12 protein-coding genes are annotated in these 21,124 nt (G+C 68.5%); 11 read left to right on the top strand and 1 reads right to left on the bottom strand.

Annotated features, from left to right (window positions below):
* The first annotated feature begins 304 nt into the window (after positions 1-304).
* The 11 genes from M3E84_RS03615 (at position 305) to M3E84_RS03565 (ending at position 19,013) form a co-directional block, all read left to right on the top strand.
* Positions 305-1,375 carry an LCP family protein gene (locus M3E84_RS03615; protein ID WP_259894627.1) on the top strand — a complete coding sequence of 357 codons (1,071 nt, stop codon included), beginning with the start codon at positions 305-307 and terminating at the stop codon, positions 1,373-1,375.
* A complete protein-coding gene (locus M3E84_RS03610; protein WP_259894626.1) occupies positions 1,372-2,589 on the top strand; it encodes a glycosyltransferase family 4 protein in 1,218 nt (405 codons plus the stop codon). The genes M3E84_RS03615 and M3E84_RS03610 overlap by 4 nt, the downstream gene beginning before the upstream one ends.
* A complete protein-coding gene (locus M3E84_RS03605) occupies positions 2,586-4,427 on the top strand; it encodes a glycosyltransferase (protein ID WP_259894625.1) in 1,842 nt (613 codons plus the stop codon). Before M3E84_RS03610 ends, M3E84_RS03605 begins: the two co-directional genes overlap by 4 nt.
* On the top strand, positions 4,424-5,329 hold the full coding sequence (locus M3E84_RS03600; RefSeq protein WP_259894624.1) for an ABC transporter permease: 906 nt from the start codon (positions 4,424-4,426) through the stop codon (positions 5,327-5,329). The genes M3E84_RS03605 and M3E84_RS03600 overlap by 4 nt, the downstream gene beginning before the upstream one ends.
* A complete protein-coding gene (locus tag M3E84_RS03595) occupies positions 5,316-6,215 on the top strand; it encodes an ABC transporter ATP-binding protein (protein WP_259894623.1) in 900 nt (299 codons plus the stop codon). The genes M3E84_RS03600 and M3E84_RS03595 overlap by 14 nt, the downstream gene beginning before the upstream one ends.
* A 70-nt stretch (positions 6,216-6,285) precedes the next feature.
* The gene (locus M3E84_RS03590; RefSeq protein WP_311200423.1) at positions 6,286-8,211 is read left to right on the top strand and encodes a glycosyltransferase; all 1,926 of its coding nucleotides are present in this window, start codon (positions 6,286-6,288) and stop codon (positions 8,209-8,211) included.
* A gap of 100 nt (positions 8,212-8,311) precedes the next feature.
* On the top strand, positions 8,312-9,574 hold the full coding sequence (gene wecC, locus M3E84_RS03585; RefSeq protein ID WP_259894622.1) for a UDP-N-acetyl-D-mannosamine dehydrogenase: 1,263 nt from the start codon (positions 8,312-8,314) through the stop codon (positions 9,572-9,574).
* A gap of 100 nt (positions 9,575-9,674) precedes the next feature.
* The gene (locus tag M3E84_RS03580) at positions 9,675-13,772 is read left to right on the top strand and encodes a glycosyltransferase (RefSeq protein ID WP_259894621.1); all 4,098 of its coding nucleotides are present in this window, start codon (positions 9,675-9,677) and stop codon (positions 13,770-13,772) included.
* Positions 13,769-14,092 (top strand): hypothetical protein, encoded by a 324-nt coding sequence (locus M3E84_RS03575; protein WP_259894620.1) that lies wholly within the window; start codon positions 13,769-13,771, stop codon positions 14,090-14,092. The genes M3E84_RS03580 and M3E84_RS03575 overlap by 4 nt, the downstream gene beginning before the upstream one ends.
* On the top strand, positions 14,089-17,733 hold the full coding sequence (locus M3E84_RS03570; protein ID WP_259894619.1) for a glycosyltransferase: 3,645 nt from the start codon (positions 14,089-14,091) through the stop codon (positions 17,731-17,733). The genes M3E84_RS03575 and M3E84_RS03570 overlap by 4 nt, the downstream gene beginning before the upstream one ends.
* Positions 17,730-19,013: a hypothetical protein gene (locus M3E84_RS03565; RefSeq protein WP_259894618.1), complete on the top strand. Its 1,284-nt coding sequence runs from the start codon at positions 17,730-17,732 to the stop codon at positions 19,011-19,013. The genes M3E84_RS03570 and M3E84_RS03565 overlap by 4 nt, the downstream gene beginning before the upstream one ends.
* An 87-nt stretch (positions 19,014-19,100) precedes the next feature.
* Here M3E84_RS03565 and M3E84_RS03560 read toward each other — a convergent pair whose 3' ends face one another.
* On the bottom strand, positions 19,101-20,888 hold the full coding sequence (locus M3E84_RS03560; protein ID WP_259894617.1) for a hypothetical protein: 1,788 nt from the start codon (positions 20,886-20,888) through the stop codon (positions 19,101-19,103).
* Positions 20,889-21,124 lie beyond the last annotated feature (236 nt).

Here is a 21,124-nt window from a genome sequence, read left to right as displayed (position 1 = left end):
GCGCCCCGGCCCCCCCCGGGGGGGGGGGGCCCCTTCCCGCATGCTCCGACACGCCTGTCCCCGGCGCAGGATGCTCGGAGGAATCACTGGCAGTCTCCGATCAGCACTGTCCGACGGAGCCTCGCCACGTTCGGGGCTCACGGGCGGATCTGCCGATCCTCTGAGCGTTCGAGCCGTATGATGTGTCGACCCCAGCCCCACCCTTGAACGACTCGCTCGGCACGGCACGGGATCTGCGTCTGACCGCTCCTTCGGCGGCCCAGGCTGGTGCCCCGTCCTGCTGCCAGCCCGGAGGCCCCCCAGTATGAGCAACGAGATCCACGACGACCTGTTCGACGGCCAGGGCCGTGAGCCGGAGGCCGAGGGGCGGCCTCGTCGTCGCAGGCGCGGTCGCAAGGTCCTGATCGCGTTCCTGATCGCCTTCCTGGTGCTCGTGGTCGGGGTCATCGCGGTCATCGCCCTGTACATCAACGGGCTCTCGCGCTCCTACGACGACAACGTGACCTCCATGCCCTCCACGGAGGCCTTCCCGGACGAGGCCGATCGTCCGGAGGACACGGAGGGCACCACGATCCTGCTGCTCGGCTCGGACAAGCGGCCCGAGGGCGGCGGCGAGCTCGGCCGCGAGGGCGAGCGCGCCGATTCGATCATGCTGATGCACATCCCGGAGGACGGCGGCGAGATCTACGTCATGTCCGTCATGCGCGACACCTGGGTCGACATCCCCGGTGTGGGCGAGGCCAAGATCAACGCGGCCTTCCAGAACGGCGGCATGCCGCTGATGGTCGAGACGCTCGAGGGGCACTTCGATACCCGGATCGACGAGGTCATGACCGTGGACTTCGAGGGCTTCGAGGGCCTGGTCGATGCCCTGGGCGGAGTGACTGTGGACGTCCCGGAGTCGTTCACCACCGAGAACGGCGACGTCTACGAGGCCGGTCCCACCACGATGGACGGCGAGACCGCCCTGACGTTCGCCCGTGAGCGCCACTCCTTCGCGGACGGCGACTACACCCGCGTGCAGAATCAGCGCGCGTTCATCCAGGCGCTGCTCGATCGTTTCCTGGAGCCGGAGGTCCTGGCCAATCCCGGAAAGATCTCCGACATCGTGAGCACGATCTCGCCGTACCTCACGGTCTCCGACGGACTGGACTCCGGCTACATCCGCGGGCTGGTGCCCAAGATGGTGGGGGTCTCCCGCTCGGACATCCATATGTTCACGGTGCCGACCAACGGCATCGGGTCCTCCGCCGACGGGCAGTCGATCGTGCTCCCCGATGAGGAGGCCATGGAGGAGATCGGCGAGGCCATCGACGAGGGCACGCTGGATGAGCACTACCAGCAGCTGGCCGCGGACGACGGGAGCGGCCTGTGACTCCAGCGCGCTCCAACGCGCTGCTGCTCGCCCACTCGTACTGGCCGGAGCACTCGCCGCCGCAGCGCCGCTGGCAGTCCCTGATCCCGCACCTGCTGGGCCGGGGCTGGCTGGTGACGGTCGTGGCCCCGGTGGCCCACTACGGCTTCGGCCCGGATGCCGATCGCTCCGCCCGCGGCCGCTTGGGCCGTGGGCAGCCGGGGCCGGTGGGCGAGGCGATCGTGCGGGTCCCGTACCTCACCGCTCGCGACGCCCGCCTGCCCAAGCTGGTGGATCAGCTGGTCACAGCCGGGGGAAGCGCCCTGCGCACCCTGGCGGTGCGCGGGCATTCGGTGGTGATCGTCACCGCACCGTCGCTGCCGCTGCTGGCCAGCGGATGGTTCGCGGCTCGGCTCAGGCGCAAGCCGCTGGTCGTGGAGATGCGCGACGCCTGGCCGAACCTCGCGACCGAGGCCGGGGTCCTGCAGGGTCGGGTTCAGCGGGTCATCAACTGGGCTGTGGCCACGATCCAGGATCGGGCGGACGTCGTCGTGACCGTGACCGAGGGATTCGCCGAGACGCTGCGGGTCCGCGGCGTTGACCGGGTGCGCACGGTGCGCAACGGCGTGCGCCTGGAGCAGACTCCCGTGCTGGATCCGCCGCCGCTTCTGCGCGACCGCCTCGAGGTGCTGTATCTGGGCAACCACGGGGAGAGCCAGCGCCTTGAGCGGCTCATCGAGGCCGCTGCACTGGTCGGCCCGCAGATGCGGCTGACGCTGGTGGGGCAGGGCTCGCAGAAGCCCGAGCTGCAGCGCATCGCCGCCTCCCTGGGGGCTCCGGTGCGGTTCCTGGACCCGGTCTACCGGGACAGGGTCTTCGAGCAGTACCGGCAGGCCGATTCGCTGGTGGTCTCCCTGCGCGATGACTGGAAGTCGTTCGAGGCCACCGTCCCGTCCAAGACGTACGAGGTCATGGCCGTGGGTCGTCATCTCACCGCCGTGGTGCGAGGCGAGGCCGCTCGGATCCTCCAGGAGGCCGGCGTGGGCGATGTGGTGGGCTCCAGCGCGCAGGAGATCGCGCAGCTGTGGCGCGGCCTGATCGCGGATCGGTCCCGGCTGAGGACGGCCGGCGGCGGCCGCGCGTGGGTGGCCGCCAATGCCGACTACGCGGATCTGGCCGAGCGCTACGACACCATCCTGCGGGAGGTCCTCGAGGACAGGAGCAAGCGCCGATGAGCCGCCGCGATCGCGACCCTGCCCTGGATCCGCGCCTGCGCCACGTCAGCCTGCTTGCCCGCACCGCGTGGGAGCACCTGGGCGGTGACCCTGCGGTGTTCGCTCTGCAGGTCTCCCGACGCCTGCCCAGCGCCGTGACTGCCCGGGCGGGACGGGCGCTGGTCTCCCTGGGCTCGGCCCTGCCGTCGGTCGGCGCACTGGGGCTGAGCCTGGTGGGGGAGCAGGAGGCGCTCGGGCAGGCCTTCGACCGCGCGCAGCTGCAGGAGCAGACCTCTCCGGCCGTGCTGCGCCGGCTGGCAGAGATCGCCATCGCCTCGGATCGCCCCGATGACGCCTTCCGGCTGACTGCCGCGATTCCCGGGCAGGAGGCACCGCGCGGGCTGGCGGGCACGCTGGCTCGGCGCGACACCCAGCTCGGAGCCCTGGGCCAGGCCCTGGAACCGCTGCAGCGGGACTGGCTGCGCGGGGCCGCCACGCGCGGGGAACGGGAGCAGCTGCTGCGCCTGGCTGATGAGCGGGCCCAGCTGCACGGAAGGTCGCCGAGCCTGCCGGAGCTGTCGCAGCCGTACCGGCCGCAGCCGCGAACGGTCGTGCACGTGCTCACGAACTCCCTGCCGCACACCGCCAGCGGGTACGCAGTGCGCTCCCACGCCCTGCTCAGTGCCCAGGCGGCTGCGGGATGGAGCGTCCACGCCCAGACCCGACCGGGCTATCCGGCGCAGGTGGGCCGGCTCGGGGCGCGCGACCTCGAGGTGATCGACGGCGTGCACTACCACCGCATCAGCCCGGCGAGCCTGCCGCGCACGGCTTCCGGGCGCCTGCAGCTGCAGGCCGAGCAGCTGCTCGCCCTGTGCCTGCGAGTGCGCCCCGCGGTGCTGCACACCACCACGCACTACGTGAACGCCATGGTGGTCCGTGAGGTCGCCGAGACCCTGGGCATCCCGTGGGTCTACGAGGTGCGCGGTCAGCTCGCGGACACGTGGGCCTCGCGCCGCCCGCCGGTCTCCGGGGTCTCGGAGCGCTACACGTGCTTCCAGCAGCGCGAGGCGGAGGCCATGATCTCCGCCGACGACGTCGCGACCCTGGGCGCGGCCATGGCGCAGCGCGTCGAGGAGGTCACCGAGGGCCGGGTGCCCGCCTCCCGCGTGCGCCTGTGCCCCAACGCGGTGGGCGCCGATCATGCCGCCGAGCCGGAGCCGGTCGAGCAGGCCCGGGCCCGGCTGGGCCTGGAGGCCCTGGGGATTGCGCAGGGCCAGTACCTGGTCGGCACCGTCTCCTCGGTCGTGGACTACGAGGGCCTGGATGAGCTGGTCCGTGCGGTGGCGCTGCTGCCTGAGCAGATCACCGCGGTGATCGTCGGCGACGGCGCAGCCCGACCCGGGCTCGAGTCGCTGGCCCGCGAGCTGGGCGCGGCGGATCGGGTGGTCTTCCCCGGACGAGTGGATCGCGCCGCGGCCCGGGCCTGGCAGCGGGCCCTCGATGTCTTCGTGGTGCCCCGCCAGGACCGCGAGGTCACCCGCTCGGTCACGCCGCTGAAGCTGGCCGAGGCCTCGGCCAGCGCCGTGCCCGTGATCGCCTCGGATCTGCCCGCGCTGGCCGAGCTCGTGGATGACGGCGTCACAGGGGTGCTCGTGCCTGCGGAGGATCCGGAATCCCTGGCCGAGGCGGTGCGGCGGCTGTGGGCCGAACCGGGTACGGGATCTAGACTCGGTCGGGCCGGTCGCGAGGCTGTGCTGCGCGAACGCACCTGGGAGGCCGTGGCTGCCAGCACGCTGGCGCGCTACGACGAGCTCACGGCCCATGGACACCAGACGAGACGGACGAAGGAGGCGGGATGAGAGGGGTGACTGACGACCTCTTCGTGGACTCGCCAGCTGAGCCGCGGCAGCGGCGCGTGCAGTACGACCCCTCCGGCCTGGAAGCCGTCGGCGTGCGGCCTCCGCTGGGCAGGTACCTGCGCGAGCTGTGGGGAGCCCGGCACTTCGTGCTCTACGACGCCCGGGTGAGGCTGTCGGTGAGCCAGGAGCACACGTTCCTGGGCAAGATCTGGCTGATCCTCAATCCGATGCTGCTGGGGTTCACCTTCTACCTGATCTTCGGACTGCTGCTGGGCACCAGTCGCGGGATCGAGAACTTCCTGGGCTACCTGATCATCGGCCTGATGATGTTCCTCTACACGGCGCGGTCCTTCACCGCTGGCGCTAAGAGCATCTCCGGGGGCAAGAACCTCATCCGCGGCTTCTCGTTCCCGCGTGCCGCGCTGCCACTGGGCGTGGTGGTCCGCGAGGCCCTGAGCCAGCTGTACGTGCTGGTGGCCATGTTCCTGTTCATCATGCTGGCCCCGCCGTCGGAGGCGATCACGCCGCTGTGGCTGCTGGTGATCCCCATCTTCGCGCTGCAGACCGCGTTCAACTGGGGTGCGGGCATGCTCTTCGCCCCGCTCGTGCACCGCATCCCGGACGTGGCGAACCTGATCTCGCTGGGCACGCGACTGTGGCTCTACGCCTCGGGTCTGTTCTACGACCCGTCGCGGTTCACGGACGATCCGCGGATCCTGGCGCTGTTCCATCTCAACCCGCTGTACCAGGTGCTGGACATGACCCGCGATGCCGTGCTGTACGAGACCGCGCCGTCGCTGAATTCGTGGCTCATCCTGATCGGGTGGGCAGTACTCGCCCTGGTGGTCGGCCTGCTGGTGTTCTGGTGGAACGAGGAGAGCTATGCCGATGAGAAGCGATGAGGCCGCCGTCGAGGTGCCCGCGGGCGCCTCGGCACGGGGCGGGGTCGTGCGCGATCCCGCCGTCGTGGTCGACGACGTCACCATGGTCTACCGGGTGACCAGCACCGGCGGGGAGGATGAGCAGAAGCTCCCTCTTCCCACCCGCCTTGCCAGGCGCGCTCTGGGTCGCCCGCCGCAGGTCGACAACCAGGCGCTCACGCACGTGAACCTGCTGATCGAGCAGGGCGAGTTCGTGGGCTTCGTGGGTCGCAACGGCTCCGGCAAGTCCACGCTGATGAACATCGTGGCCGGGCAGATGAACCCCACCTCCGGACGGGTCTGGGCCATCGACCGTCCGTCGAAGCTCGGCGTGAGCGTCTCCCTGGTGCCCGCCCTGTCGGGGGAGCGCAACATCCGGCTCGGCTGCCTGGCACAGGGGATGACCCCGCAGCAGGTGGACGAGGTCATGGACGAGCTCGTGGATGTGGCAGCACTGGGCAAGGCCCTGCATTGGCCCATGAAGGCCTACTCCTCGGGCATGGCCGCGCGCCTGCGCTTCGCTGTGGCCACGGCCACCAACCCGGAGGTGCTGATCCTCGACGAGGCGCTGGGCACCGGCGACGCCCAGTTCCAGGCCCGCGGCAAGGCGCGCATGACCGAGATCCGCGACAACGCCGGTTGCGTGCTGTTCGTCTCCCACTCCATGTCGGAGATCCGCAACCTGTGCACGCGCCTGGTCTGGATCGACGCCGGAGAGGTCATCGCCGACGGTCCCGTGCCGGAGGTCCTGAAGGACTACGAGAGCTACATGAAGAAGCTGGCGGACGGGAATCTGAACAGCGCCCAGAAGTTCCGTGATGACGCCAAGGAGCAGCTGGCACCCCTGCAGCTGGTGCGCTCCACCTGATACTGCCTGCCCCGCCCCGGTCGTGCCCCGCCCCCGGAGGCATGTGAGTGAGAGGACCCCCGCCTTGTCCGTGAGCAAGTCCCCCCAGAGATCAGTCTCCGCCGCCTCGCTGGCGGAGTCCGCCCGGCGGCTGCGCCTCCTGGCGTGGCACCTGCGCCGAGGCGGCATGCAGCAGGCCCGCAAGAGCCTGCGCCGCCGTCGTCTCCCGGGTGGGAGCACGGGGGCAATCCGCCTGAGCGACGGCCGGCTCAGCTTCCCCCCGAGCCCTTGGCCGGAGCAGTGGAACCGCCCGTTCGGCGATGTCACGGCGGCCACGATCCTGGACGACTTCTCCTCCCGGGCGTTCGACTGCGAGTGGAATCAGGTGCCGCTGACGCGGGCCGGATGGCGGGAGCAGCTCGAGCAGCACCAGCCGGATCTGCTGTTCGTGGAATCCGCCTGGCACGGCAATCAGGACGAATGGCAGTATCAGCTCACCGGCGCTTCGGGCGTGAAGGAGCCCTTCCGCGAGATGGTCGCCGAGTTCCGGCGGAGAGGGATCCCCACCGTGTTCTGGAACAAGGAGGATCCGCCGCACTACGACGACTTCCTGGAGTGCGCAGGGCTCTTCGACGTCGTCCTGACCAGCGACTCCAACCGGATCGAGCACTACCGCCGCGACCTGGGCCACGACCGGGTGGGGGTCCTGGCCTTCGCCGCGCAGCCGGCCGTGCACTCGCCGGTGCGCCGAGACCGGGGCTTCGACTCCCGGGAGGTCGCCTTCGGCGGCATGTATTTCGCGCACAAGTTCCCGCAGCGCCGCGAGCAGATGGACCTGCTGCTGGGCGGGGCCATGGACGTCTCGCCCAAGATGCGCATGGGTCTGGAGATCTTCTCCCGTTACCTGGGCGACGACGAGCGCTATCAGTTCCCCGCGCCGCTGGACGGGCGCGTGGCGGGCTCCCTGGACTACGCCCAGATGCTGACGGCCTATCAGTCCTACAAGGTCTTCCTCAACGTGAACTCGGTAGTCGACTCGCCGTCCATGTGCGCCCGTCGCGTCTTCGAGATCTTCTCGCGCGGCACCGCCGTGGTCTCCACGCCCTCGGCGGCCGTGGGGGAGTACTTCCCGCAGGAGGAGCTGCCCGTGGTCGCCACGCGCGAGCAGGCGGCCGATGTTATCCGGGCGCTGGTGCGCTCCAAGCAGCTGCGGGATCGCACCGTGCGCAAGGCTCAGCGCCGCGTGTGGGCGGATCACACGTACACGCACCGTGTGGCTGCTGTGCTGGACCTGGCGCTTCCGCGTCAGGACGGCTCCTGGCTGCCGTCGACCCCGTCCGTCTCGGTGCTGCTGTCCACGAACCGCCCGCAGAATTTGGGCCAGGCCATGGACTCGGTGGCCGCACAGCGCGGGGTGGACCCGCAGCTCGTGGTGGTCTGTCATGGCTTCGACCCGGCCGCGTTCCGCGTCCAGGAGCTCGCGCAGCAGCGGGGGCTCCAGGACGTCGTGATCGTGCAGGCTCCGAGCGAGTGGACGCTGGGCACCTGCCTGAACGCAGGCGTGGAGGCCTCCTCCGGAGAGGTGATCGCCAAAATGGACGACGACGACTGGTACGGCCCCGAGTACCTGGCCGATCAGCTGGCCATGCTGCGGGTGACCCAGGCGGATGTGGTGGGCAAGCAGGCCAGTTACCTCTATGTCCAGTCCTACGACACCACGCTGCTGCGCTTCGGCGAGCGGGAGCACCGCTGGACAGACTTCGTGCTGGGGCCCACCCTCATGGCGCCCCGACAGGTCTTCCTGGCTCACCCCTTCCGTGACCGGACGACCGGCGAGGACACCGGATTCCTGCAGGACGTCGTGGACGGCGGAGGGCGCGTCTATGCCACCGACCGCTTCAACTTCCGGCAGTTCCGCGGCGGTCACGGGCACACCTGGAACGTGACGGACCAGCACGTGATCTCCACGGGCGACGTCGTGTTCTTCGGCTCGGACACCGCTCACCTGAGCCTATGATGTGGGGATGCCCGGGCCTGCAGATCGGGGCCGCAGCACCACGAGATTCAGTGGACGACCACCGCTTCGTCGAAGAGGCGGAGATCAAGGACGAGTAGTTATGACTGAGACCAACCAGACCGTCGTGTTCGTGGGGCTGGGGTATATCGGCTTGCCGACTGCGGTGACGCTGGCGAACAGCGGTGTGCGGGTCAAGGGCGTGGACGTCAATGAGTCCGTGGTGGAGCGGGTGGCTCGTGGTGAGGTCACGATCGTGGAGCCGGGTCTGGAGGAGGAGCTCAAGCGTGCGGTGGACTCCGGTCAGCTGACGGCTTCGACGCAGATGCAGCATGGTGATGCGTTCGTGATCGCGGTGCCCACGCCGTTCAAGGATGACTATGTGGGGGATACCTCGTATATCGAGGCGGCTGGGCGCAGCATCGCTCCGCTGCTCGAGGGTGATGAGCTGGTGATCCTGGAGTCGACCTCGCCGCCGCAGACCACGCGTCTGCTGGGTCGTGTGCTCACGGAGGCTCGGCCGGATCTGACGGTGGATCCGGCGGAGGCGGCCCAGGGTGGTAAGAAGCTGATTCATCTGGCGTATTGCCCGGAGCGGATCCTGCCTGGGCGTGCGATGGACGAGCTGGTCACGAATGATCGGATCATCGGGGGCATGACTCCGGAGGCGGCCGCCCGGGGCAAGGCTGTGTATGCCACGTTCTGTGAGGGTGAGCTGCTGGTCACGGATGATGTGACGGCGGAGATGGCGAAGCTGACGGAGAACTCGTTCCGTGATGTGAATATCGCGTTTGCGAATGAGCTGTCGTTGATCTCGGACAAGCTGGGGATCGATGTGTGGGAGCTGATCGAGCTGGCGAATCATCATCCGCGGGTGAATATTCTGCAGCCCGGTCCGGGTGTGGGTGGGCACTGCATTGCGGTGGATCCGTGGTTCATCGTGTCTTCGGATCGGGAGAACTCGAATCTGATTCGCACGGCGCGTGAGGTCAATGATGGGAAGCCGCGGTGGGTGATCGGCAAGGTGCGTGAGGCGCTGGCTGGTCGCCAGAGGCCTGTGGTGGCGGCGCTGGGGTTGGCGTTCAAGGCGAATATTGATGATCTGCGGGAGTCGCCGGCGTTGAACATCACCCGGGATCTGGCTGAGGCGCTGCCGGGGGCCACGGTGTTGGCGGTGGAGCCGAATGTGTCGGAGCTGCCGAAGGCTTTGGCTGGGTTGGTGAATGTGGAGCTGGCGGAGACTGCGGATGCGATTGAGCGTGCTGATGTGGTGCTGGTGCTGGTGGATCATGATGAGTTCAAGGGTGTTCCTGCTGCGGCGCTGAAGGGTAAGGCTGTGGTGGATACCAAGGGCCTCTGGCGCTGATCCGCTCCGACGGCCTGCCTTATGAGGGCAGGCCGTCGGACCCGCGCGTCACCGGGTTCTCGCGTCCTCTCGATCCCCCTCACTCGGACAGGACCACAGAATGCACGACGACGAACGCCGTTCGCAGTCCCTCCTCCGGGAGCTGCTCACGGCCGAGATCCGACGTGCACCGGACGCGGCCTTCGAGGCCCTGGCCGGGCAGCAGCGCAGGCTCCACGAGCTCGAGCTCACAGCTTCGAAACCGGACTCGCATGGACGGGCCGGACACCGGGTGGCGCGGCTCTCTCACCGCGATGCCGGGCGGAGCGCGGAATCCTCAGAGGGAGACGACCCCGCCACCTCAGAGCAGCTTCTCGCCCGGCTCGCGGAGAACCCCGAACCGGAGGCGCTGGCCGCCTGCCTGAGATCTCTATGGCACGACCACGGCGCGCTCGAGGAATGCCTGCCGCTGCTGGTGCGCCACGCGGAACTGGTCGCTCGGATGCCGTCGGAGGCGCAGCAGCTGGCCCAGCACATCTGGGGTGCGGCCACGCTCGAGGACGGCCTGGCGCGCATCGTGCCGGTCCGGTCCCAGGGCCCCGCCTATCTTCCGGAGCGCGGCCGGATCATGTACTGCGCACCGACCACCCCGGTCTACGACACCAGCGGCTGGGGCGCGCACACCCGCGGCCTCGTCTCCGGACTCAGGGAATCGGGCGGCGAGGTCTTCGTGATGGCCCGCGGAGGTTACCCCTGGGACTGCGCGGTGAGCGCAGGCGGGGCACCGAGTCCTCGCCGCCTTGTCACCTCCATCGACGGCATTGACTGCGTCCATCGTCCGGAGGGCGACCTGCAGAGCATGCGCGTGGACGACTACGTGCAGGTGGCGGCGGATGCCTTCGTGCGTGAGGCCCGGCTGCAGCGACCGTCGCTGATCCACGCGGCCTCGAACTTCCGCACCGCCCTTCCCTCGCTGATCGCCGCCCGCCGGCTCGGACTGCCGTTCGTGCACGAGGTCCGCGGCCTGTGGGAGATCGACGACGCCGCTCGACGCCCAGGGTGGGAGGAGACCGAGCGCTGTGCGTGGGAGATCCGCATGGAGGTCTTCGTGGCCTCGCAGGCAGATGCTGTCCTGGCGATCTCACCGCAGATCCGGGACGAGCTGCTCCGGCGGGGCATTGCCCAGGAGCGGATCACTCTGCTGCCCGAGGGCGTGGATGCCGCAGCACTGCTGCCCCTGACTCGGGACACGGGCTTCGCCAGGCAGCACCTTCTGAGCGCGAAGGTCCCGGTGATCGGCTTCGCGGGCACCTTCGCCGAGCACGAGGGCCTGGAGCTTCTGCTGCAGGCTGCGAACATCCTGCGCGGCCGGAAGGCCCAGTTCCAGATCGCGCTGGCCGGCGACGGCGCCGCCCACGAACGGCTGCGCGCCGGGGTGCAGCGCTACGCCTTCGCCTCGCGCATGCGGTTGCTGGGCCGTCTGGAGCCGGAAGATGTCCCGCGGTTCCTGTCCTGCGCGGATATCGTCGTCTCCCCTCGGGTCTCGGTGCCTGACTCGGCGGCTGTCTCGTGGCTCAAGCCGCTCGAGGCCTATGCGGCCTCCAAGCCGACGGTTCTCTCCGACATCCCGGCCCACCGGGCTCTGGCGGGGGAGCAGCAGGAGCGCGGCCTGCTGTTCGAGCCCGGCGACGCCAGGTCCTTGGCCAACGCCCTGCACCGGTTGATCAAGGACGCGGAGCTGCGCACCGCCATGGGGCGCGCCGCTCGGCTGTGGGTCGTCGATGAGCGGCAGTGGCCGGATCTCGCCGGCAGGGTCCTCGAGGCCCACCGTGCAGCGCAGGAGTCTTATCGCACTGCGGCGCAGCCGGGTAGGGAGCTGTCCGCGCTGCGGATCGGGTTCCTCGCCGAGCAGCCCGATGCCCTTCAGGAGGCGGTCGCGGCGGTGGACCTGGACCGTGAGCGCTGGCAGACCCAGGTGCGCGAGCAGCAGCTCGACCTGGTGCTGGTGGATTCCGCGGCGATGACTGCGCAGGGCGGGTCCCTGGCCGACCTGCTGGCGACCTGTCGGGATGCCGGAGTCCCTTCCGTGCTGTGGGACTCGGACGGTTCCGGTGGCAGCGACCTGCCCTTCGATCATGTGCTGACGATCGATGCCGACAGGATCGGCGAGCACCTGCGACGGGCGCACGGTGCCCAGGAGGGCGTGGCCGTCACGGGATCAGCCATGCCGATCTTCGCAGATCCGGCCGTGGACAACCCGCTGCCCGGGCGCTCTCGGCACGAGGACGCGGTGGTGTGCTCCAGCGCTGTTCTCGCCGAGCACAGCCCGAGGTTCGAGTCCCTGCTGAGCACCGCCGAACGCGCAGCCGATGGACGGCTCCTGCGCGCAGCCTCCGGCGTCGACGGCATCGCCAGCCTCCACCTGGAGCCGTCGACCGACTCGCCGAGCGCCTTCTGCCGCAGCGTCGTGGAGGGGGCCGCGGCAGGGCGAGTGGTGATCTCGTCGCGCTCCCGCGGGATCCAGGAGACCTTCGACGATCGGATCCCGTCCACGGATGACCGGCTCCGGTGGGGAGCCCATGTGCACGCGTGGGTTCACGACCCCCGGATCCGTCTGCAGGAGGCGTGGCTGCAGCTGCGCACGGTCCTGCGCAGTCATACGGTGCACTGCGCGCTGGTGCTGCTTGCCAGAACGGCCGGTGTCCCGGTGCAGGGTCTGCGGCTGCCGGCGTGGGCCTGCAATCTGGACAGCTGCAGCGCCGAGCGGGTGCTCGCTCAGTCCGCGCTGCCGACGGCGGTGCGCCTCGCGGAGGGCGATGAGGGGCTGCGTCGACGAGCCGAGGCCGCAGGCATGACCGTGCTGGAACCCGGTGAGCCGCTGCCAGCGGATCTCGTCTGGTGGGGACAGCTGCCCCCGGATGCCGGACGCACCTGGGCCGAGGACATGCTTTGGGCCACGATGTGGGGCCGGTGGGACGCCGTCGGCTCCCGCACGCAGGCCTCCACCCAGGCCGACGGACGGCCCCTGGCCCGTGCAGGCCGGCTCTCCGAGGACGTCACCGGCACCATGCGCCGCTGCCGCGGTGGAGGAGCGGGTGCAGCGTGGGAGGCACAGTGCCTCACCCTGGAGCTTCCCGCACCCGAGCAGCTCAGCGAGGAGACGAAGCGGACGGAGCAGCCGCAGCGCACGCTGGAGCTCCAGCCTCGACAGGGACCGGTGCTCATCGCCGGACACGACTTCAAATTCGCCGGCTCCTGGATCGCGCACCTCGAGGCGCAGGGCGTCGAGGTGCTGCTGGACGAATGGTCCGGGCATGAAGGACACGACGAGCAGCGCTCTGCTCAGCTGCTGGAGCGAGCCGCCTCGGTGTTCTGCGAATGGGGCCTCGGCAACGCGGTCTGGTACTCGCACCACGTCCGGCCCGACCAGCGGCTGGTGATCCGGATCCACAAGCAGGAGCTGTTCCTTCCCCATCTGCGTCGGATCCGCCACGAGGCCGTGCACGAGTTCGTCTTCGTGGGGGAGCTGATCCGGGATGCCGCTGTGCGCAGCCATGGAATCCCCCGGGAGAAGACCCGGGTGATCCCGAATATAGTCCACACTTCTGAGCTGCGGCTTCCCAAGACCGAGGAGGCTCGCTTCACTGTGGGACTGGTGGGCATGGTCCCCCAGATCAAGCGCCTGGACCGGGCCGTGTCGGTGATCGAGTCCCTGGCCCGGGAGGATCCGCGCTGGTGCCTGCGGGTGAAGGGCAAGCGCCCGGAGGAGTACGCCTGGATGAAGCGCCGGAAGACGGAGATGGCCTGGTACCAGGCCTGCTTCCGTCGTATCGACCAGCTCCACCAGGACACGGGCCGGCGCAGCGTGGTCTTCGACCCGCACGGCGACGACATCCCGCAGTGGTTCCAGGGCGTGGGATACGCGCTGTCGGTGAGCGATCTAGAATCCTTTCACCTGACGCTTCCCGATGGAGCCGCATCGGGTGCGGCGCCCGTGTCACTGGCATGGCCTGGGGCCGACCTGATTTATCCGCGGGAGTGGCTGGTCGGCGGCCTGGCGGAGATGACGGAGCGCATCAGCGCTCTGCAGGCGGACGATCAGCAGCGAGAAGCACTCGTCTGCCGCGCTGGCGAATTCGTGATCAGGACGATGGATGAGCCGCTAGTCCACGGGGCACTCGACAGGACTCTGAGAAAAGGAGAGGTGCGCGCGCGATGACGCAGACCGACAACGGGGCAGCGGGGCAGGACGAGCAGGACGTCCGCGCCCTGCAGAGGCTGCTGGCCAGCCAGGCCCGTGAGATCGAGAAGCTCTCCAAGGAGCTGGCTGCCAGCTATCGCAAGGAGCTGATCTTCTTCGACAACCTCGAGCAGCGCGACCGCAGGCTGGCGAAGCTCGAGCGGCAGAACCAGAACCTTCAGGCGCTGCGCAGCTCCCCTGGTGGGGTGGCGCAGAGGGCCTACTGGGCCGGAGGCAAGAAGCTGAAGAGCACGTACTGGCTGGCGCGCAAGAAGATTCTGAAGGGTGGCAGGGCATGAACCTGGAGCAGGTGAGGCTGCGTCGGGAGGCGATCGATCGGCGCCTCGAGGAGCTCGAGGAGACGCGGGACAAGGCCCAGGGCTACCGCAGGTGGTTCCAGTCGCCCTTCTTCGCCCGCGCGGTCCGCGATGGGCGGTGGGACCGTCTGGAGCCCATCAGCGACCCTGAGGCGATGGCCGCCCTGATGGCTGACGTGCTGCGCACCGAGCGCGTCCAGGAGCTGCAGCAGCTGGCTGCTGAGCTGCCGCAGAACCTGGGATCAAGGTCTTTGACGCCTCATCCGGTGCGCATCGCCATGATCGCGGACGAGTTCCTCTACGACTCGCTGCGCGACTCGGCGCATATCACCTATCTGCGCAAGGACAACTTCCGTGAGGTCGCCCGGGAGTCGGATCTGCTGATCGTCGCCTCGACGTGGCGGGGACTCGACAACGAGTGGCTGGGCACCACGGCGTCGAACGGCCACGTGCGCTCGGAGGTACTCCCCGCCTTCCGCGAGGCCGGTGTCCCGATCGCCTTCTACTCCAAGGAGGATCCGCCCAATTACGCTCGCTTCCTGCCGTTGGCCAGGGAAGCGGACTACATCTTCACCTCTGCCGAAGAGGTCGTCCCGGACTATCGGAGGGACTGCCCCGACGCGAAGGCGATCCGAGCCCTGACCTTCGGGGTCAATCCTCTGGTGCACAATCCCGTGGGCTCCCGGCGGCATCGTCGTCGGGAGGTGCTCTTCGCAGGCTCCTGGCTGGATCACAAGTACCCGCAGCGCAAGGCCGCCGCGCGGAAGATCTTCGACGGGGTCCTCAACGCCGAGCGCGACCTGCTCATCATGGACCGCAATTCCACCCTCGGCGATTCCAAGTACTTCTACCCGCTGGAGTACTTGGACCAGGTGGGCCCCGGAGTCCCGCACGCTGATCTGATGCGCATCCAGCGGCTGGTGGATGTGCAGATCAACCTGAATTCGGTCGTCGGCTCGAACACCATGTTCGCGAACCGCGCTGTGGAGCTGCAGGCCATGGGTGCGGCCGTGATCTCCAACTACAACATGGCGCTGAACAACCTCTTCCCGAACATCCTGATCGCGGACTCCGCCTTCGAGACGCGGGCCATGCTGGAGCAGCTGCAGGGTGATGAGCTGTACCGCCTGCAGTCGCAGGGCGTGCACCGGGCCTTCTACGAGCACACGTCGCATCAGCGGATGGCCGAGATGCTGGAGACCGTGGGGCTGCCGAGCGTGCCCGCGCACGGTCGGGCGCTGATGGTGGCCGACGAGGTGACGCCGAAGGTCGAGCGGATCGCGGCGGAGCAGTCGATCGAGGTGGATGTCCTGTCCACGCAGCAGCTTCGATCGGCCCGAGCGGCCGGTCAGCTCGAGCACACCGTCGTGCTGCCGGTCCGGGAGGACTACCTGTACCACCACGACTACGCCCGCTCCCAGCTCAGCGCCTTCGCCTATGCGGACGTGGACTTCGTGGCCAAGAACGGTTGGGAGGCGGCCGGGGAGGTCGTCTCGAAGGGCGATCACGAGCCCATCTCCCACGCGGACGATCCCTTCCGCAGCGCCCTGTGGCAAGCTTCCGAGGTCACGAGCCGCTGGCTCGAGACCGGGAGCATCGACGGCTCGGGCTACGGCGCGGACCCGTTCGGCGTGGACGTCCAGCCGGCTGCCGTGCGCTCTGCCGCATCGCCGGCGGGGGAGCACGCGGCCCCGGAGCTCACGGTCGTGGTGCCGGTCTACAACAACGGGCGCCACCTCGAGGACAAGTGCTTCCGCTCGCTGCAGCGCTCGTCCATCTTCGATCACATGGAGATCCTGCTGATCGATGACGGCTCGACCGATGGTGTCACCCCTCAGGTGATCAGGGACCTCGCCCGACGATTCCCGCAGGTCCGCACGCATTCCAACCCGAAGGGCGGGTCGGGAAGCGCCTCGCGTCCCCGCAATCAGGGTCTGGAGCTGGCCTCGGCGCCCTACATCACGTACCTGGACCCGGATAACGAGGCCGTCAACGACGGATACGCCCGGCTGCTGGAAATGGTGAAGGCCTCGGATCTGGACTTCGCCATCGGCGACATGATCAAGTTCTCGAACAAGTCCCGTCGCGTGGGCAATGCCAAGCTGCTGGACACTGTCCTGGTCAAGGACGACGACGGCGGCAAGATCGTGCCGGAAGGGGCGATCGCCGCCATCAACTTCCAGCCCATGAGCATCCAGGCCCTCGTGGCGGATACGGCGTGGCTGCGCTCGACCGGCATCGAGCAGCCTGTCGGCGCTTTGGGCCAGGACTCGCTGGCTTTCCAGGAGATGCTGCACGCGGCGCGCAGGATCGCCACGCTGCGCAAGCCCATCCACGTGTACTACGGAGCGGTGGCCAACTCCATGGTCAACACGGTCACACCGGGCTTCTTCCGCAAGTACGTGCCCCTCGAGGCTGCACGCATGCGCTGGCTGCAGGACAACGATCTGCTCGAGGTCTACCGGGAGCGCAGGGCCCGTCCCTTCTTCGAGAAGTGGCTGCTGCACAAGTTCAACAATTTCGTCAGCGCCGAGCATCGGGCGGAGGCGACTCCGCTGATCCATGAGCTCGCCGCCGTCTACGGCATCGAGCTGGAGCCGGTCGATCCGCAGGCACCGGACGGCGATCTGCGCATGGTTCAGCCCGCCGGCGATGCTGAGCTTTCGGCTCCTGCGGATCCCGCAGAGACCGAATCGACGGAGCCGCTGCCGACGCGCGCCCGGGGATCGGACCGGTTCGCGAGGATCACGACGCCGCCGGCGGGCTTCTGGGAGGAGGAGCCGGCACAGCCGCGCACCCTGGTGCTGATCGACACCATCCTCGATTCGACCGAGGGCCCTTCGGCGCAGCACTCCTCGCGGATCGAGCTCTCCCTGGCGGCTCTGAACGCGCTGACGGTCCCGGCTGAGACGGAGGTGGTGATCACCGTCCATGTCCCGTCGGACAGCGCGGAGTCCAGACGCGCGGTCGACAGCGCCCTGGAGGGGCTGCGAAGCGGCCGGGATGGAGCGCTGCGCTTCCGGGTTGCCGAATTCGACGCGGCTGCCGAGGCCGACCCCGATGCTCTCTTCCGCACCGCGCACGACAGCTTCAACCTGGAGGCCTACGACCGGGTGGTCCGTATGGTGATCGGACAGGACGAGCTGGTCCTGCCCTGGCACGTGAACACCATGGTGGAGGCCGCAGCCTCGGCGCTGGACCTGGCGCCCGAGGCGAGCGTGGTGCCCGTGGCATTGTCGCGGTCCTACACGGCTGTCGTCGGCCAGGACGGCATCGAGCTGCTGGACGTGGAGACCCTGGAGCCCGTGACGGGCAGCACCGCACTGGTGCTGCGCCAGCCTGGCCGTTCTGGTCTGCAAGAGCTCGCCTCGTGGCAGGCGCGGGCCTCTGGTCCTGAGACGGTCGAGGCGACGGCTGCTGCTCGACCGGGACTGATTGCCGTGCAGGCAGAAGAGGAGTCGCTCGAAGCCGGCGGCCGGATCACCCGCACCTTCGCGACGCATCACGTCGGCTCTGTCGAGGACCTGCTGAGCTTCGACGACGGCGGCGGGGCCCAAGTGGACGCGGGGGAGCATGCGGCAGAGACCACGACGGAGCGCGGCCGGGAGGAGGACCAGCGATGAGCGAGGCGGAGCAGACGTCCGCACCGCAGCGCCAGGAGTCCGCCTACGGCTCCGAGGCGGTGCACCGCTGGGCGGACCTCGAGGCATTCCATGCCTCTTCGGAGCACGGCGACGGCTACCACGTCATCGAACGGGCCCATGGCGCCCCGCTCGAGCTGCTGACCATCGGACAGCCGTTCGAGCAGCTTTCCGGTGCGGTCCTGGTCGTCTTCTCGGGAGCGGTCGGCAAGCGCAAGGCGCGCAAGCCTCCCTTCGTCTCCGGACGCTCCTTGGGGCCCCAGCTGGGGGTGCCGCTGATCGCGATCTCGGACCCGACCCTCGCCTTGCGTGGGGATCTCAATATCGCCTGGTACGCGGGATCGGTCTTCCAGGACGTGCAGCGAGCCGTGGAGGAGCTGCTGCGGCCGCTGGCGGTTCGGCTGGACGGCGACCTGTGGCTGATCGGCGGATCTGCCGGCGGATTCGGCGCTCTCCAGACGGCTCACCGTCTCGGGCGCTTCTGCTCGGCCTTCGTCTGGAATCCGCAGACGGATATCGCCAGCTATATGCCGCTGTATGCACGCCGGTACGGGCAGATCGCCTTCCCTCAGCTGGCAGGCCGATTGGGCGGCAAGTACTGGAAGTCCCTGTTTCGGAAGGAAGCCCGCGATCAGCACAGGTGCGTGGACCTGGTGCGCGAGACGATCCCCGCGCAGTCGCCGCGCCGTCTGCTGTACCTGCAGAGCATCACCGATTCCCATCTGAAGGGCCACTGTGTGCCGTACCTGCGCCAGCACGGCTACCGGCGGCACTCTGCGGGCCTGTGGACTCGCGGTGAGAATCAGGTCATCTGGCAGGCAGAGACGGGCATCGGGCATGCCCCGCCGTCGGCAGCAGCGATCCGCGGGATCCTGACAAGGCTCCTGGCCTCCGACGACGCGACAGTTCTGGAGCGGGTGGAGCAGCTGGATGAGGCCCCGACCTTCGACGGGCGAGCCGTCGCCGAGCGCCCCGAGTCCTTCGAGGCCCAGGCCGAGCTGCTCTCCGGGCTGCTCAGCTGGCGCGTCACGGGTCGCAGGATCGTGGCGGAGTCCAAGCGGCTTCCGTCGGGGTTCGGTCGGATGCGCTGGTCAGCCGTGGTCCGGGATGCGCAGGACAAGCAGCTGAGCCGGTCGACGCCCACCGAGATCCCCGGGGATTGGGTGATTCCCTCCCTGGAGGGTGCGGATCATGCCGATGTGGTGCTCAGCGATGGATTCGGCAAGGTGCTGCTGCGCAGGACGCTGCGCCTGAGCAGGTGAGGCTCAGGCGCCACCCGCGTTCGGCTCAGCGACTCCTTCACTGAGGCCCTGTCCCTCGGCGACCCCGTCGCCGAGGGACAGGGCCTCTCACGGCCTGGTGGCTCGAGGGGCATCTATTCCCACACAGGCCTCACCGATCGGTGCCCGCGGCTCGAACACCACGTCCTCGATCCAGGCGCGGCTGGCCTTCGACCAGGATGTCGTGCTGCGGCGATCGACGAGCGCCGCATTGCCGATCGAGACGATGTCGCCGGCGCGCAGGTCGGTGACGGTGACATGAACGGGTGAATCGGAGGTTCCCGCCGGCCAGCTGACATGCAAGCGGTCGTTCACCCAGATCTGGCAGTGCCAGTAGCCGCCCGACCTCGGATTGGCGTATCTCGAGGTGACCGTGAAGCGCAGCTCTCCATCGACTCTGGCCGGGGAGAAGCTGCGCAGTGCCGCCGTCCCGGGGGCGAAGTCCTTCTGCGGCAGCTGCAGGAGGTTCTCGTGGGCGGGGATCGTTGTCATCTCCTCCGACGTGACGATGAGGACCTCGGGCGTGAGTGACACTTCCTCGGTCTTCGCGGAAGCCTGCTCCTTGCGCTGCTGATCCCGGGTGATCTCGTACAGATTGCGCAGATCATTCTTCCCGAAGAAATTCAGCAGGGGGTAGGAGTCGTTGATCAGCTCGGCGAAGAAGAACCCGGAGCGACGGTCTTCCACAGGGAACGACAGGGCGATCTCCAGAAGCGATCTGGAGTTGATCATGATGCACGTCTCGAAGGCGATATCTGTCTCATTCATGATTTCCGCACTCCAGCGGCCCATGCGCATCTCCCAGTAGTAGAGATCGCGGAGGTGATAGCCATGGAGGTCGCCGTCGTACTCCCAGCGTCGGATGCCTTCGTCGAAGTACGCCAGCGCTTCCGTCTGCGGTTCCTGTGACGAGGCCTTCTTCGTCCTGGCGAGGAACAGTGAGCGCAGAGACGTCAGGTTGTCCGTTTCCGCTCGGACGTCCCAGTAGGCTCGTCCCACTTCATAACCGGCACCTCGCAGGTGGATGTGCCGCCCACTGGAGAACTCTCGCAGATAGTGCGGGAGCAGCCATGCGCCGTGGCGGCCGATGGTGTTCCGACGCACCAGTTCCTGCTGCGTCTCGGTCAGTTCCGTAGTGGTGTCGTCGAGGTAGAAGTACTGGTGTCTGGCCTCAGGCATGATCTCCAGCAGGCTGTTGACGATCACCCGATCCTTCGCGAGGCTCTTCCGGTACCGTCCGCCGCCTTGTGTGCTGGCTGTGTAGGTGAACATCGTGATGTCCTCACGATGCTTCCAGCTCAGGGCGAGCCCGGTCCTGCTGTCTGCACCGCCGGTCAGGGACATCACCAGTTCGGCGTCCTGGGCCCGAAGATCATCCTGTTCCCTGTTCCAGCGGCTCCGGAAGAGCTGCAGCCGCTCGGCGAGGCTCATGTGCGCGTACCGGTTGGCCTCTCGCGGGTAGAACCGGTGGACGGACCACTCCGGCAGGCGCAGCTCGTGATTCGGGAGCAGCGCATCCATTCCGAGATACGGGGTTCTCGACCACGTGACCAGCACGGCAGAACGTCCGCCGTGCGCGGTGCGCTCTTCGAGCAGCGTGATCTCCTGCAGGAGATTCGCATGGCTTCCCACGAGTCGAGTCACGGGGGAGAAGTACACGGTGCGCACGCCCATGGCATCCTGCCGGATCACCACTTGATCCGGCTCGACGGTGAGCACGGCGAATCGCCCGCCGAGCATGTCGAGCTCGTCCAACAGGGCGGTCGTGGAGTGACGCCATGCCTCAGCCAGGCGGGCGGCCGGTGCGATCTCCTTCTCGTCGTCACCGGCGTACAGGCACATGCCGAGGACCAGCACCGCCGAGGAGCCGTCGTCGGCCTCCCGGAGATCGAGCGCCAGCTCCGGATCGTGGGACAGCGTCCAGCCGGAAGGGTGCAGGGGGGTCTTTGTCCAGCCTGCGGGGATGTCCACCTGCCTGCTCGTCTCGTGCAGCAGGAAGCCTCGGGGGTAGGGGCGCTCGATCGGCATGGGCTAGTGGGACCTTCCGGCAGGAGTGCGACGGTGTGCTGAACGATGGTCTCAGGTCTTCACCC

The sequence above is a fragment of the Kocuria sp. p3-SID1428 genome (genome assembly GCF_025149945.1).
Taxonomy (GTDB): Bacteria; Actinomycetota; Actinomycetes; order Actinomycetales; family Micrococcaceae; genus Kocuria.
The sequence above is the reverse complement of the archived record's forward strand: the minus strand, read 5'-3'. Positions and strand labels throughout refer to the sequence as shown.